Origin of the sequence: Turneriella parva DSM 21527 (assembly GCF_000266885.1) — a bacterium.
In the GTDB taxonomy this organism is placed as follows: Bacteria; Spirochaetota; Leptospiria; order Turneriellales; family Turneriellaceae; genus Turneriella; species Turneriella parva.
Map to the genome: position 1 here is coordinate 3,083,821 of NC_018020.1, position 14,123 is coordinate 3,097,943.

The following is a 14,123-nucleotide window of genomic DNA, read 5'->3' on the forward strand; positions in this document are numbered from 1 at the left end:
TGTGCCTTCTTTATGGTTCGCCTGTTTTGCCTCTTTGTAATGTCTGCGACAGCGCTCGCCGCTGCCAAAGAATCACCTGCAGCGTCAGATCTTGCCCGGGTTGCGATCATGCAATTCGAAAACGATAGCAAGAGCGCAAACTATGAGTGGGTCGAAAAAAGCCTGCCCGATGCGATCAACGATTCCATGAAAGCCCGGTTCGAATTCATTCGGCAAGACGAGAACAAGGTCGCAGCAGTCGCCGGCAAATACAAACTGGTCAACGGCGAATACTTGCAGGCCGATGCCGACAAGATCGCCCGCGAGTCGCAGTCAGATATTCTGATTTTCGGCAACTTTCGCCTCAATGACACCGGCGACAAACTCGTTCTGCGGGCGGTCATTTACAACGCGCAGGGCAAAAAAGTTATTGGTATCGTCGAAGACACGACTTCGCTCGATTCCAAAATTTTTAAGGCGATCGATCGCATGGCGGCGGGCATCGTCGAACGCATCTATGCCTTCGCACTCGCCGCTGAACGCGAAAAGGGTAAAGTCAATGAACTCAAGATTCTGGTGCTCGTGCCGACTTATGCGACGGCCGACGAAGAGAAGGCGGCTATCCGCGAGCTCGAAGTGCTGAAAGATGAGCTCAGCGACACCTATCTCGGGCGCTACCTGACAATCTACGAGTTTTACAAAGAGTACAAAGTCACCAAAGAAGAGCAGGAAAAAGCCACAGGCTATGCCCGCAACCGCGAGCGCGACCGCATCATCAATTGGCTAGAAGGTTATGGCGTCAAAAATGCCTTTATCGTTCTTGTGAACGACAAGAAGGTGAGCATTACTCCCGTTTCGCAGGGTAAGCCCGCGACGCAGGTCACGTATGCGGTAAATGCGAAACCCGAAGAGAAAAAGCAAAGTATCGCCAAGGCCTCGAAAGAAGTCACTCCTAAAGGAGAAAAAGTCGAACTTAAGAAAGAAACCTTTAAGCAAGATTCGGTCAATCTGCTGCACATTGGCCTGCTCGGCGGCAAAGGCATTCTCGACGCCGGCGACAACCTGGGTGTGCTGACGGGTGTCAGCGCACAATTCGGCATGCGTGTCTGGAAACCATGGCTACAGCCCCAGATCAGGTTCGAGGGCTATTACATTCTGAAAAAAGAACCCGTCAATTTTCTCGCCGGCGGCAGCCTCGCAGCGGGCCTCGGTTACACTTTTTATTTCTCCGGTTCGCGCATGGCGCTGACGCCGTACGCACTCGGTGGCGTGTTCGCCGGGGTTATCCGCAATACCGCGGCGGATATCAGCTTCTACCTGCCGACCATCGGGGCTGGGGTCGCGTATACCATCTTTCTCGCGCCCAAGTGGGGCATCAGCATCAATTCGTACACGCAGTACGTGATCGACAAGACGGCACCGGGACTCTTTTTCACGGGGTCGGTTGCGTGGGTATACCGGTTTTGAACACTTTTGTCACCTGCAGTTAAATATAAGGCATAAGACTTGACGATACAATAGGCAGAGAGGAGCTAGACCATGGTTAAATCAACAACATACGCTGCGCTGGCAGCTGCAGCAGTTTTCGCAATGCAATGCGGAACTTCAGAAAAGAGCCAGGTACTCAAAGACCCACAGGGCAAAGTGATCGGCCGTTACGACACGCTCAGCGACAGCGAAGCGCGCGCTTCGTTTGACGCGAACCAAAACGGCGTGAGCGAGCGCGTGGCTTCGTACAAAGACAAGAAAATCGTCAATGTCGAGTACTTCGACGACAAAAGTGGCAACAAGACCAAGGCGGTCAGCTTCAAAGACGGCAAACCAGAAACCGTAAAGGTCTTCAATAAAGACGGCAAAGAAGTTCGCGGTGACGCGACTCTAGACCAGGCAAAAAACCAGACCAAAGAAGTGGTGCTGCCGGCCAAAAGCAAAAAGGTCACATTCAACGGCGACGGCACATTGACCGTAACGCCGATTGAAAAGAAATAACGGGCTCCGGCTCGTTTGAAATGGCGGCCCTGGGCCGCCTTTTTTTTGCCCGCCTTATTCGTTCAGCTGCCAATTATAAGGTATTTCTGCGCGCTCAGCAGCTTGGGGCAGGTCTTTGCGGTAGCGGCGCTGAAAGGCATCGACGTCTTTGAAATCAGCCGCAAACCATGTGAATATCGCCGATTGGTAGACGCGGTTCGATTCTGCGCGAATCCCTTTCGCCGGGTTGGTCAAGAACAGTTTTGTCTGTGCCTGCAACTGCTGCTCGAGTTTTGCCGCCGTGTAGGCTTCGCGCCGCAGGTCAGGGCAGCTCAGCGACGCGCAGACAATCGCAAAATGGATGCGCGCATCGCCCATCTTACGCAAGATCTCGTTTTCGATTGCGTCGAGTGAAAGCGGTTTTCCCGCTATGGTGAGCGCGGGTTCTTTCCAGACGCCGTCGCCGGCGATGCGAATACTCGTCGTCGGGTATTTTTCGAGCACCTTTTTGATTGCCCCGATGTTATAGGCGTTGATGTAAAACGCCATTTTCTCGCGCTTTGATGCGAGCTTCTTGATGTCGAAATCGGTAATGCTCTGCAGCGCGGCCGCATACTGCGGGTCGCTCTTGAGCGCGCGGTAGTTCACGAGGTTCGCTGTGATTCCCTGTTTGCTGCCGGGTTTGACATGTTTCGCGAGCAGCGCATTCAGCGCCGAATAGTCGGGTTCGGCAGAATAAACCATCGGGGCGCTAAGCGCCAGCGCCGTGAGTATCGCTATTCTGATTTGTCTCATGCGAGTTGCCTCTTTATTTCGTTTTCGAATTGAGGATAGAATTCCGGGTCGAAATTGGCGTCGCCGAGCGATGCCACCACCGATTGCAACGGAGTTTTTTCGCGAATCCATTTTTCACATACCTCGTGCCGGTAGCGAATGCCGAGCACGTTGAAGCCTGTGACTTTGCGTTCAGGCGTCGATGCATCAAATGCAATACGTATCAGTTTCTGCGCATCTGTATTCTGCCACAGAATACTGTCTTTTTCTGAGGCACCCGGCGGCACAATGCCATACGTCTGGTATTCGAGCGAAAAGAATTTTGCAGAGTTAAAGAAGATTCCCGGGTCATAGGCCAGCAGGGGTTCACCGGCAATTTTGCGGGCAAGGTTTTGCCCGGCAATACGGCCCTGCATTCGCCCCGTGTACCAAAGTTGCTGCACCTTGACGTTTCCGTCGGGCAGAGTCACCTCAGCCGCGTCGCCGGCGGCAAAAATATCCGGCACGTTGGTTTCGAGAAACGTATCGGTCAGAAATCCTCTCGATGTCTTTAGCGGTGTGCGCACAGCGAGTTCAATGCGGGGTTCGACGCCAATTGTCAGGCCGACAAGGTCGCAGTCGATGCGTTCATTCTTGTCGGTAATCGCTGCCGTGACCTGGCCCTCGCTGTTTCCCCCGAGCGACGCAAGCTCAGTGCGAAGCCGCAGATCGACGCCGTGGCACAGAATTTCATGCGTCACAAGCCCGGCTTCAGCTGCCGGCAGTACGCCCCTGAAATAGAGGTCGTCGCGCACCAGAAACGTCACGGGAATCTTGCGGCTCACCAGCATCTCGGCGAGTTCGACGCCTATTAGCCCCCCGCCGACAACCACCGCCCTCCGTATAGGTTTCGCGGTGAGCTGTTCGAGATTTGCCAGATGCTCTTTGCCGTAGAGCCCTTGAACCCCGGCGAGCTGCACACCGGCGATTTGCGGTAGACGCGGCCGTGACCCCGGTGCGATGAGCAGGTAATCGAACTCGTGAATATTCTGGGTGGCCGTTTCAACCCGCCGCGCATTACAGTCGATTCGCTTCACCGTTGCAAAATCGAGGTCTATTTTCTTCTTTTTATAGAATTCGCGCGGATGCACGACCGTATCGGCAAATTGCAGCTCGCGCATGTAAACGTACATGAGCGCTGTACGGGAGTAAAAGAGTTCGGTTTCGTCTGAAATAACAGTAATCGCCGCTTCTGAATTCGCAGCGCGCAGGCTGAGCGCTGCCGTGATTCCCGCGATGCCATTGCCGATGATAACGACACGCGCTTTTTTCACGCGACGGCACCCCCGCAGCTAGACCCCGCGCCTGCGGTGCAGCCGTAGCAGTGGTTCGCAGTGCGTATCGTGCGTTCAAGAAATCTTGTTTCATCAAACTGATCGATATGCGCGACAGGCTCAGCTGTCATCTCGAGCATCTGGTTAAAATCGCAGTCATAAATTTTGCCGTCATAACCCACCGAAATCTGCGAGCGGCACATGAGACCAGGCAAAGTCTGAGGATTGTACGCGTTCACGAGCGTCGAGACGTAGGTGTGGGTCTTGCCGCCTTTTTCGAGAGCAAACAAAAACCTGTTGATGGGCATATTGTTTATGCAGAAGAGGTTGTTGAACCTGATGTTATAATCTGCCAGAAGTTTCTCTCTGAACTCACGCTCGAGCTGCCCCTGGTTGCCGCTCAGGAATATGCCGGTAGGGTTATAGACCAGATTGAGCGTGAGTGAATCGCCGTAACCCAATGCATTCAGATGCTGCAACGCCGCGATCGATTTGCTGAATACGCCTGCGCCGCGCTGCGCGTCGGTGCGCGATTCTGCGAAGTGCGGCAATGAAGCGACGATTTCAACTCGGTGGCGGGCGAGAAACTCTGCCATGTCACCATAACCTTCTTCGCGCAAGATCGTCAGGTTACACCTGTCGATGACGTGCTTACCCGCCGCGCGCGAGCGTTCGACGAGTTCGCGAAAACGCGCATGCCCCTCGGGGGCACCACCGGTAATGTCGACGGTCTTAATCGACGAATGCCCTGCGATAATATTGAGGCATTTTTCAAACACTTCGTCGTTCATGATTTCGGTGCGGTTTGGTGAGGCATCGACATGGCAATGCCGGCATGCCTGGTTACACCAACGCCCCAGGTTGATCTGGAATGTCGCGATCGATTCGGGCTTCAGGTAGCGCGAACCATCGGCACCGGCTTTGGCGCTAAAGGGCTCGGCGGCGGCGCCGAGCAGGTGCAGCTGCTCTTGCGTCGAAAGTTTCATACGCTGACGGCGTCTATGTGGTTCATCATCTGTACGCTGTGCACCAGTGTAATGCCTGCCAGCATCGTTGCGGCCACGTGTACCGCTTCGGCCATCTGCGCTTCATCGGCGCCTTTTTCGAGGCAGGTGTTCGTGTAAGCGTCGATGCAATAAGGGCACTTCTGCGCGTGTGCCACGGCAAGCGCGATCAGCGCCTTTTCGCGCTCAGACAGCGCGCCGGCCTTCATGGTCGCATTGTAATAATCGAAAAATTTGTCGGCGAGTTCTTTGTTTACCCGGCCGATGTTGCCGAATTTTTTCAGGTCTTCAGATTCGAAATAGTTTGCCATTTTGCAGTCCTTCGTTATGGTATAGGTGCAGCCTCAGCGGCTATATGCTGTGTCGATTGAAATCCGCCGATCTTACGGACTATTTAGAGCTCAAAACCCAGTGCGGGCGGCGAATCGCCGCCCATACCGGGTTCTGGTTTTTTCAGAGTAACTCAGCAGTCAGAAAATTCAGCATCGAATCGCTGAAGTCGTCGTGAAAGTACGAGAGCATGGTGGTGCTGTCGAGGCGAACCCCGGGGTAAAAACCCTGCGCCACGCAGCGCTGAATAATGGCATCGAGCTTGTCAGAGCGCCATGCGACCTCGTGAAAGACCGTACCCTCGGGAAAAAGCAGCGCCGCGGGGTTTTTTGCCCTGAGCTCTGCGGCAAAGGCATGGGCTTTTTCCATGGAGCGCGCGACGAGCTTCTGCATGCCCTGCCAGCCGAGCGCTGACATGAAGATCGCAGCGCGCACTGCCATTAACGTCTGGTTGCTGCAAATGTTGCTCGTCGCCTTTTCACGGCGAATGTGCTGCTCGCGGGTCGCGAGTGTAATCACAAATGCATCGGTGTCGCGCCCGAACGCATCTTTCGCCGTTGTCTTTCCGACCAGGCGACCCGGCATGTTGCGCAGGTAGTCTTTCGTCGCGGCAATAAACCCAAGCCCCGGCCCTGAATAATGCACCGGCAGCCCGAGTGACTGCGCTTCACCGCAGACGATTTCAGCGCCCCACGCAGCCGGGTTATCGAGAATTACCGTCGAGAGCACTTCTGTTGTGAGGTAGATGACCGTTGCCTGAGGGTAGAGCGTCGCCAGATTCTGCACGGGTTCGGCAACACCGAGATAATGAGGATTTTGCACGACAACAATGTCGGCGCTCTCTGTCGGCCATTCGGTCACGCCGCTTTTCGCGTCGTGACCTAGACGAATCGTTTCGGCAAAACGTTTGCCCTCTGCATCGAGAAAGTAACTTTGAAAGACCTGTTCGTATCTCGGGTTGACGCCGGCTGAAAAATAGATGCGGGCATTGCCGAGCCCCTTCTGGCGCATCGCCATGCGCACCGCCTCGACGAGCGCGGTCGACCCGTCATAGAGCGACGCATTGGCGACGGGCATGCCCGTCATGATGGCGAGTAACGACTGGTATTCAAATAGCGCCTGCAGCGTGCCCTGCGCCACCTCGGGTTGGTAAGGCGTATAGCTCGTCACGAATTCGCGCCGGCTGCCGAGGTGGTCGACGCTCAGCGGAATGCGGTGGCGGTAGAGGCCATAACCACAGCAGTGGTCGGTGAGCGGTGATTTGCCTTCTGAGACAATCTGGTGAAAACGCGACAGCAGTTCATATTCACCCAGCGCGGGTTCAAGACCGGCAGAAGTCGGTTTATGCACTTCTTTCGGTATGTGGGCAAAAAGCGCGTCGGCAGAACCGACCCCAAGCGTCTTTAAGATTGCCTCGCGGCTTTCTGCGCTGTGAACGGTATATGGCATTAGGCGAGCGTCTTGAGGTGTGCTTCGTAGCCGGCTGCATCGAGCAGCGCGCCGACTTCGTCAGTCGAAATGCCTTCGATTTCGAAGAGCCATCCGCCTTGGTAGGGGTCTTGGTTCACGGTCGCCGGGTTTTTGTTGAGTTCTGTGTTAACCGCCCCGATCTTTCCCGTGAGTGGCTGGTAAATATCTGAAACGGCTTTCACCGATTCTATGGTGCCCGCAACTGCCATCGCCTTGATTTCGGCGCCCGCCTTCGGAAAATCGACGTAGACGACGTCGCCCAGCGCTTCTTGCGCATAGTCGGTAATGCCGACCCGCGCAGTCGTGCCGGTGATTTTCACCCATTCATGCTCTTTTGTATACTTGAGGTCAGCCGGAAAATTTGCCATGCGGCACCCTTGAACGGGCAAATGCGCGGTAAATGATATCTCACAGGTCTCTCGGCGAGAAACCTGTAGATTCCAAAACGAAGTGCGATAGGATAAAGTAGTGTAAGGCCGCGCCGGGGTTTCGAGGTTGATTTGCGAAATACGACCACGGAGACCCCGGATGCGACCTTACGTTCAACTATCCAATGAAGAAAGACTGTGTATAGAAGAAAGCCTCAGGCAGGGCCGCCATGCCGGACGTATTGCCAGAGACCTGAAGCGCCACCCGAGCACCATTTATCGTGAAATCCGCCGCAATTCAATGCCGCGGCATTACAGCGCCCGCTGCGCAAAAGATGCAGCGCGCAGGCGCCAGACGAATACCAACGCCGCAAAGGTGACCCCGGAACTCTGGTCACAGATCGGCGCATCGCTCAAATCGACGCTGTCACCGGAGCAGATCGCGGGGCGTATGCGGCTTGAACGCTTCGGCGGGGTTTGCATGCAGACGATCTATAATCATATCCGTAAGAAATCCGCCACATCGAATTTCTATCGCCTTTGCCTGCGCCGCAAGGGAAAACCATACAAGCGCACAGTGCGGATTGAGGCTGAAAACAAAGGGTTCTTACGCATTCACGACCTGCCAGCCGAGGCTTTGACGCGGCGAAAACCTGGCTATTGGGAGGGTGATTTGGTGGAGGGAAAAATCGGCACAGGACAAATCGCAACCTTTGTCGAAAGACATTCGCGCTACACCAAGGCGGCAAAAATCGAGCGCAAACTCGTTGAGCAGTTCAACGCGGCTGCACGCGACCTGTTCGCAGACGTCGATAATTCTCTGTTACGGGGTGTGATTTATGATCGCGGCACAGAAATGAGCGGATACCGGGACCTGCAACAGGTGCTGAATTGCGGAGTGTATTTCTGCGACCCAGGATCGCCCTGGCAGCGGGGAACGAACGAAAACACCAACGGCCTGCTGCGCGAGCCATTTCCGAAGGGAACGGACTTTCGGGAAATCGACCAGGAACAGGTTGACGCGGCGCTCGAATTACTGAATAATCGGCCACGCAAGCGACTGAATTTTCGGACGCCAGCCGAGGTCTACTTTCGGAGGTCGATTGCACTTCGTTTTGGAATGTAAGACCTGATTGCCATTAACGAACTTTCTCGACGATCGCCGTGTCGGCCGCTTCGAGCTTGCGCACGGTACGCGTGTAGAGGCCGTCGTACGTTTCGAACTGCGTTTCCATCACGCCCGAAAAACCCAGCAGGCGCACCGTCTGGTAAGGCGAGTCGTTCAGCGAAATCGACGAAAAATAAGAGAGCAGGTTGCGGTCGTGGCTGAACTCATCGGCCTCCACTCTGAAAATTTCAGCCTTCGCCCGGCTGTTCAGGCGGTTAAAGCCTGCGGCGCGCTTTTCGAGAGCCAGCTGAAACACGAGTCCTGAAAAGTTGTCTTGCGAACCGGTGGTTTCTGCCAGCGGCAGCAGCGCCGCGAGCGTGGCATTGCCGAGCGCCTGTTCAATCTCTTTGACCACCGCGCGGGTTTCGCGCAGCGAGTTGATTCTGATCATTGCAAAGAGCGAAGCTTTGGCGCCGAGTTCTTTCAGGTATGCCTGCCCGGTCACAGGGCGAAGCAGCACCACGCGGCTGCGGTATTTTGACTGAAACGCGTTTGCGAGGCGACGGTCGTCGTCTGCAGTCGTCAGCGCCGGCGAAGAGAACACGGCCAGGTATTTGCTCTCATGGTGCAACTCTGTCTGCAGGGCAGGCGAACCGCAGGCAACGAAAGAAATAACGAGCAGAAGCGCAATTGACCAGAAACGCATAGCGGCAACAGATGTTCGGTTCATGTGCAGGCAATTAAAATATTGACCTCGCGACGAAACTTGCGCTGCTACCCGGCATGATACGCCTGCACGGTTACCCCATCAGCAATTATTACAACCGGGTCAAGATGGCGTTAAGAATCAAAGGGCTCGAATTTGAAGAGGTAAAAGCCGGCCCTGCAAAAGACGAGGCATACCTCAGGGTAAATCCGCTCGGTGTGATACCGACGCTCGAAATCGACGGTGTGTATTTTGCTGAGACGCACCCGATGCTTGAGTACCTCGAAGAGAAATACCCCGGGACGACGAGGCTTTTGCCACAAGAGGCGGCAGATCGCCACCGCGTGCGGCAGCTTGTGAACTACATCGACATCCACATCGACAAGCCGATTCGTATTGTGCGCGATTTTCATACGCTCGATTCGAGCACGCCACCGGCGCTTAAAGAGATTATCTTGCGAGAGCTGAAACTCGCAGTCGGCAGTATCAACCGGGCAGCAAGGTTTGCGCCATATATCGCGGGTAATGAAATTTCATTCGCTGACTGCGCGGCGTACTGCACGATTCCCTGGTTTGCGCTGCTGGCTGAACGCCACCTCGGCGAAAACCCGCTGGCAGACATCAGGGGTTTCGCGGAGTACAAAGCCTTTCTCGACCAGAACCCCGATTTTGCCGAACTGCATAAGACCGCCGAAAAACAGATTAAGGTTATTGAGCGCGCCAAAAAGTTTGCGGGTAAAGTGGGGCTTTGAGAGACCGAACCAATCGCCATTTGATAACCGCCAAACGAAAATTCAAAGAAGGCCGCGCCAATCTTTTGGGCTACCAGGCGGCTTACCTGCATTCGGCAGTTGAGAAACCGAAAGGCACACTGGTTTGCTTTCACGGCTGGCTCGACAACGCTGGCTCTTTTGTACCCCTTGCAGAAGCGCTGCCCGATTATGAATTTTATCTTTGGGATTTTTTCGGCCATGGCAAAAGCGCGCACAAGCATAAGGGCGACCGTTACCATTACATCGACCTGATACCCTTCATCGATGCCGCTCTCGGCTTCATCGATAAAGACGATGTTGTTCTGACCGGGCATTCGATGGGCGCGGGAGCCTGTTCGCTTTATGCGGGAAGCATCGGCAAACGCATTGTCAGAATATTCTTGATCGAAGGGTTTGCACCGCTCACAGCCGCACCTGCTGATGCGCCACGCATACTCCGCGATGGGGTGAGTGAATTTCGCAAGGCGCAGAATCTGCCCAAGCCGGTCTATGCCTCGGTCGATGACGCCGTCAAGATTCGCATGCGCGTCAACGGCCTCACGCGACAGAATGCCTTGCCGCTCGTCGCGCGTGCTGTGAAAAAAGCGGAAGGCGGCATCACCTGGCGCGCCGATTTTCGCCTGCGCGCTCCGTCGCTCATTCGCATGACCCAGGAGCAGGTGGCGGCTATTGTCGGCAACATTCAGGTGCCGGCGCTGCTCGTGCTCGGCGACAGGGGCATGGCAGAGTTACACAAGGCCGCAAGAGATAACCATGAGCTCGTGAAGAAACTTAAGATAGAGACGCTGGCGGGTCACCACCACCTGCACATCGACAACGCGCCCGAAGTTGCGGCGCTGTTTCGCCGATTTATGGAGCAGTAGTGCAGATTATTACTACCCGCGCCGAAATGCGCGCCTTCGCCGCGAGGCACATTCAAGAAATCGGCTTCGTGCCGACGATGGGTTACCTGCATGCTGGCCATCTCTCGCTCGTCGAACGGGCCAAGGCCGAGAACAAAGTGACCGCGGTTTCGATCTTTGTAAATCCGGCTCAGTTTAACGACCCAAAAGATCTCGAAAAATACCCGGTCGATCTCGACCGCGATTTTGCGATGCTCGAGCAGGCCGGAGTCGATGCTGTGTTTTGCCCGCCGCGTACAGAAATTTACCCGACGGGCGTGCCGGCGCTCAAGATGCGCTACGATGAAATGATGGCGCGGCTTTGCGGCGCCGGCCGGCCGGGCCACTTCGAAGGTGTGCTGCTCATCGTGCACAACCTGTTTATGTGGGTGCGGCCACGGCACGCCTACTTTGGCCTCAAGGACTATCAACAGTTCATTTTGATCAGGCGCATGGCGGCCGACCTTGAGCTCGATGTCGAAGTGGTGGGATGTCCCCTCGTGCGCGAAGCTGACGGACTCGCGATGTCATCTCGCAATGTACGGCTCTCTGGCGCAGGGCGAGTGGCAGCGCTCGCTCTTTCACAGGCTCTTTTCGCCGCTGCTGATCTCTGGCGCCAGGGAAAAGACGTTTCTCAGGTGCACGCGGCTCTCGCACAAGGCCTTTCGCCCCTCGAAGTGGAATATGCTCTGGTGTCTGATGCGGCAACGCTTGAACCGGTCGCTACCGGTGCTGAAAGGCCGCGCGAAGTCGTGATTGCGGTCGCGGCATTCGTCGACGGCATTCGCCTGATCGACAATGTGCTTTTAGCTTAACTTTTTTTTCTGCGCCTTTTTGATCATACCTAGCATGATGCGGTGAACGAGCGAGGGCCAAATACTCTTGAGGCGATAGATCAGCGCCGAATCAAAATTACAATTGATGAGAAATTTGCCGCGTTCAATGCCGTTGACGAATTTTTGGGCTACGGCTTCGGCTGTCATCAGTTTTGCACCGGCAGACAGGGCCTGCGTTTCAACCGGTTTAGTCTGGTTTTCGATCGCATAGCCGGGTGTCTCGGTGTCTGGCGGGCAGAGTACGCTGACTTGTATTTCGCGCGCCGCCAGTTCTTGCCGCAGAGTTTCAGCAAAGCCGATGAGTGCAAACTTGGCCCCGGCGTAAGAGCTGTAGCCAAAAACTCCCATGTAACCGACGACCGATGACGTGAAAGTGATTAATCCCCCCTTGGGTACGAGGTCGTGCAGCGCGCGGGTCACGTGTACAGCGCCGAGGTAATCGACGCGCATCGCCTTTTCGAATTCGTCGGCCGGCAGCTCGTGAAAGTAGCCGGGCCGCGCATAGCCGGCATTATTCACGATGCCATTGATCGTGCGGTGTGCCTTGCGTATTGCGTCGGTGGTCTTTTTGATAGCCTTTGGGTCTGACAGGTCGACCGAATATGTTTCGACGCTGAGCTTCGGGTTTAGTTTCGTGAGTTCGGCTGAAACCGCCTTAAGCGCCTTCGCATCGCGCGCGAGCAGAACGAGAGCCGAGGCTTTCGGCGCCAGTGCATGCGCGAACGCCCTGCCGATGCCTTTTGAAGCGCCGGTAATGGCGTAGACACCGCCGAGTCTATGCTTCATCAACTCAGATTCCTGCCCGGTCGAGCATTGAGCGCGTGAGTTCGCCGCCGCTGCGGTTCACCTGGCGGCCGAGTTCGAAAAGTTGTGCGACACCTGATTCATAGAGGGGCCTGACGCTGCCGACAATTTCTGCAACCGGGGCGAAATTGCCCAGCTGGTCGAAGAGCTGAGCTGCAGCCATGCGGTGCGCCTGTTCGGCCGAATCGATTGCGGCGGCGACATTGCCTTCGAGCTGCGCCTGCGTTTCACGAAAATTCATAGCGCCGCATGCACAAATGCCATTGCAGCGCCAACACGTTTTGGGTGGAGCCACCACGGCCTCATATTTTGGCTTTCTGATTGACAGTGCGCGCCTGAAGGCGAGCGGGCAGGGTGCGGCCTCTCTTGCTCGCCACTTGCACTCTTCTGCTCTTCGCCGGTTGCGTGGGCAGCGATGCGCTCTATGACCCGCCGGGTGGCAGGGGATTTTGGGCCCGCAAGAGCGACCTCAGTTCAAGCGAATCGACATTCTACCGGGTGACCTCGATGTTTGCCGCCTCTTCGGCGCATGCCGATGTCTATGTCGAAGCAAAAAGTGGCGGTGCCTCTGTGGCGGCCGCATCGGTCGACAATCTTCTTGCTGCATTCGAGAACAATATCGTTCCCATCGAGCATGTCTGGTACACGACCCCCACAGACGTTGACCAGTCGGGCAAGGTGATTCTGCTACTGCTCGATATTCAAGATGGTTACCAGCCGGGTGGCGGCTATATCGCCGGCTATTTTGACCCGATTAACCATTTCACCGAGGCCTCGGTCAATGCGCTCGACAGCAAATACCACAGTAACTTTGCCGAGATGCTCTATCTCGATACGTACCCGGCTGATATCACACGCACTTCGTTCTTCGCGACGTTGGCGCACGAATATCAGCACCTGCTGCAGTTCGGCAAATATTACCGCTCAGAGCAAGACGACATTGAACCTACCTGGCTCGACGAAGGCCTGGCAGAAATCAGTTCAGACCTGACCGGGTTCGGCCCGCAAATCGGCCGCGCCAATTCATTTCGCACGGCGCTCTTAAACAAAACCTCGCTCATTCGCGAACCCGACCGCTTTTTGCTCGATAACTACGCCACGTCATATATTTACTTTAAGTACCTTGCGGATGTCTATGGTCTCGGGGGCATTTCAGCCATCTTCAGAAATAACGCGCTGGGTGTCACGAGTGTCAATAGCGCGTTGCAGAGCCTCGACCCGAATCTTACAACGGCCTGTGGTAATACCTTGAGCCATACCTACCAATATTTCAACTGCAGCTACCGCTTCATGTGGGGGGCGTTGATTCGCAATATGGTCGGTGACGCAGCGACGGGTGCGACGGTTCGGTACAACACTGACGCATCGTCGTTCACACTCGCAGCCGGCGCCTCGTATACATACAAATTCGACGGCAGCAATACGGCCTTCAAAGATGAACTCACCAGCACCCTTGCAAGCGGCTCTTATGGGCCGGCATCCAACGCGAACACTGGGGCGCTGCAAAGTTACGCACCCGTGCTGTACAAGGTGCAGGCGGGCTTGCCCGCACCGAATTTTCAGACGTGCAGTTCGTGCGGCTTAACGCTGATCAGTGGCACGGATTACTTTGTCGTCTTCAACCACGACCCCAATACAGCAGCTACCCGATCGGCGACGGTGGTTGATTCGGTTCAGCAGAGTATCACCTCTGAGCCATTGTCGAGCGAAGCTCTTCTCGCCGCGGGGCAGACTGACACACCCCTCGAGCAGCGCGCGCTGCACTGGCACTTTCGTCTGAACCCACGACTCAGGGATTTTCTGGAATAG

Annotated in this window: 16 protein-coding genes; 7 read left to right on the forward strand and 9 right to left on the reverse strand. The window is 55.5% G+C overall.

Annotated elements, in window-relative coordinates; genetic code table 11:
• The first annotated feature begins 39 nt into the window (after positions 1-39).
• Positions 40-1,446: a hypothetical protein gene (locus tag TURPA_RS14705; protein ID WP_041948550.1), complete on the forward strand. Its 1,407-nt coding sequence runs from the start codon at positions 40-42 to the stop codon at positions 1,444-1,446.
• 72 nt (positions 1,447-1,518) lie between these two features.
• Complete coding sequence (locus TURPA_RS14710; protein ID WP_014804094.1) at positions 1,519-1,968, forward strand: hypothetical protein; 450 nt, start codon at positions 1,519-1,521, stop codon at positions 1,966-1,968.
• Between the two features lie 54 nt (positions 1,969-2,022).
• On the opposite strand, the gene TURPA_RS14715 is transcribed toward TURPA_RS14710, so the two are convergent.
• From TURPA_RS14715 to gcvH, 6 genes are all read right to left on the reverse strand, one after another.
• Entirely contained in the window at positions 2,023-2,742 is a 720-nt protein-coding gene (locus TURPA_RS14715) for a DUF547 domain-containing protein (RefSeq protein ID WP_014804095.1), read from the reverse strand.
• On the reverse strand, positions 2,739-4,034 hold the full coding sequence (locus TURPA_RS14720) for an NAD(P)/FAD-dependent oxidoreductase (RefSeq protein WP_014804096.1): 1,296 nt from the start codon (positions 4,032-4,034) through the stop codon (positions 2,739-2,741). Before TURPA_RS14720 ends, TURPA_RS14715 begins: the two co-directional genes overlap by 4 nt.
• On the reverse strand, positions 4,031-5,020 hold the full coding sequence (arsS, locus tag TURPA_RS14725) for an arsenosugar biosynthesis radical SAM (seleno)protein ArsS (protein ID WP_014804097.1): 990 nt from the start codon (positions 5,018-5,020) through the stop codon (positions 4,031-4,033). The genes TURPA_RS14720 and arsS overlap by 4 nt, the downstream gene beginning before the upstream one ends.
• Entirely contained in the window at positions 5,017-5,349 is a 333-nt protein-coding gene (locus tag TURPA_RS14730) for an arsenosugar biosynthesis-associated peroxidase-like protein (RefSeq protein ID WP_014804098.1), read from the reverse strand. The genes arsS and TURPA_RS14730 overlap by 4 nt, the downstream gene beginning before the upstream one ends.
• Before the next feature lie 142 nt (positions 5,350-5,491).
• Positions 5,492-6,817 carry an aminomethyl-transferring glycine dehydrogenase subunit GcvPA gene (gene gcvPA, locus TURPA_RS14735; RefSeq protein WP_014804099.1) on the reverse strand — a complete coding sequence of 442 codons (1,326 nt, stop codon included), beginning with the start codon at positions 6,815-6,817 and terminating at the stop codon, positions 5,492-5,494.
• On the reverse strand, positions 6,817-7,206 hold the full coding sequence (gcvH, locus tag TURPA_RS14740; protein WP_014804100.1) for a glycine cleavage system protein GcvH: 390 nt from the start codon (positions 7,204-7,206) through the stop codon (positions 6,817-6,819). Before gcvH ends, gcvPA begins: the two co-directional genes overlap by 1 nt.
• Positions 7,207-7,366: 160 nt before the next feature.
• Between gcvH and TURPA_RS14745 the strand changes: the two genes are divergently transcribed.
• Positions 7,367-8,332 carry an IS30 family transposase gene (locus TURPA_RS14745; RefSeq protein WP_014801244.1) on the forward strand — a complete coding sequence of 322 codons (966 nt, stop codon included), beginning with the start codon at positions 7,367-7,369 and terminating at the stop codon, positions 8,330-8,332.
• A 13-nt stretch (positions 8,333-8,345) separates the two neighbouring features.
• Here TURPA_RS14745 and TURPA_RS14750 read toward each other — a convergent pair whose 3' ends face one another.
• Complete coding sequence (locus TURPA_RS14750; RefSeq protein WP_014804101.1) at positions 8,346-9,020, reverse strand: hypothetical protein; 675 nt, start codon at positions 9,018-9,020, stop codon at positions 8,346-8,348.
• 77 nt (positions 9,021-9,097) lie between these two features.
• Here TURPA_RS14750 and TURPA_RS14755 point away from each other — a divergent pair, with 77 nt between their 5' ends.
• The 3 genes from TURPA_RS14755 to panC are packed head-to-tail and all read left to right on the forward strand — an operon-like array spanning position 9,098 to position 11,489.
• On the forward strand, positions 9,098-9,772 hold the full coding sequence (locus TURPA_RS14755; RefSeq protein ID WP_014804102.1) for a glutathione S-transferase family protein: 675 nt from the start codon (positions 9,098-9,100) through the stop codon (positions 9,770-9,772).
• On the forward strand, positions 9,769-10,656 hold the full coding sequence (locus tag TURPA_RS14760) for an alpha/beta fold hydrolase (protein WP_014804103.1): 888 nt from the start codon (positions 9,769-9,771) through the stop codon (positions 10,654-10,656). Before TURPA_RS14755 ends, TURPA_RS14760 begins: the two co-directional genes overlap by 4 nt.
• Positions 10,656-11,489 carry a pantoate--beta-alanine ligase gene (gene panC / locus TURPA_RS14765; protein WP_014804104.1) on the forward strand — a complete coding sequence of 278 codons (834 nt, stop codon included), beginning with the start codon at positions 10,656-10,658 and terminating at the stop codon, positions 11,487-11,489. Before TURPA_RS14760 ends, panC begins: the two co-directional genes overlap by 1 nt.
• Here the strand turns inward: panC and TURPA_RS14770 are convergent.
• Both TURPA_RS14770 and TURPA_RS14775 read right to left on the reverse strand, forming a co-directional pair.
• On the reverse strand, positions 11,481-12,296 hold the full coding sequence (locus TURPA_RS14770; RefSeq protein WP_014804105.1) for an SDR family oxidoreductase: 816 nt from the start codon (positions 12,294-12,296) through the stop codon (positions 11,481-11,483). The two genes, panC and TURPA_RS14770, sit on opposite strands and share 9 nt — an antisense overlap.
• 4 nt (positions 12,297-12,300) lie before the next feature.
• Positions 12,301-12,555 (reverse strand): hypothetical protein, encoded by a 255-nt coding sequence (locus TURPA_RS14775; RefSeq protein ID WP_014804106.1) that lies wholly within the window; start codon positions 12,553-12,555, stop codon positions 12,301-12,303.
• Positions 12,556-12,668: 113 nt separating this feature from the next.
• On the opposite strand from TURPA_RS14775, the gene TURPA_RS14780 reads away from it, so the two are divergent.
• A complete protein-coding gene (locus TURPA_RS14780) occupies positions 12,669-14,123 on the forward strand; it encodes a peptidase M30 (protein ID WP_014804107.1) in 1,455 nt (484 codons plus the stop codon).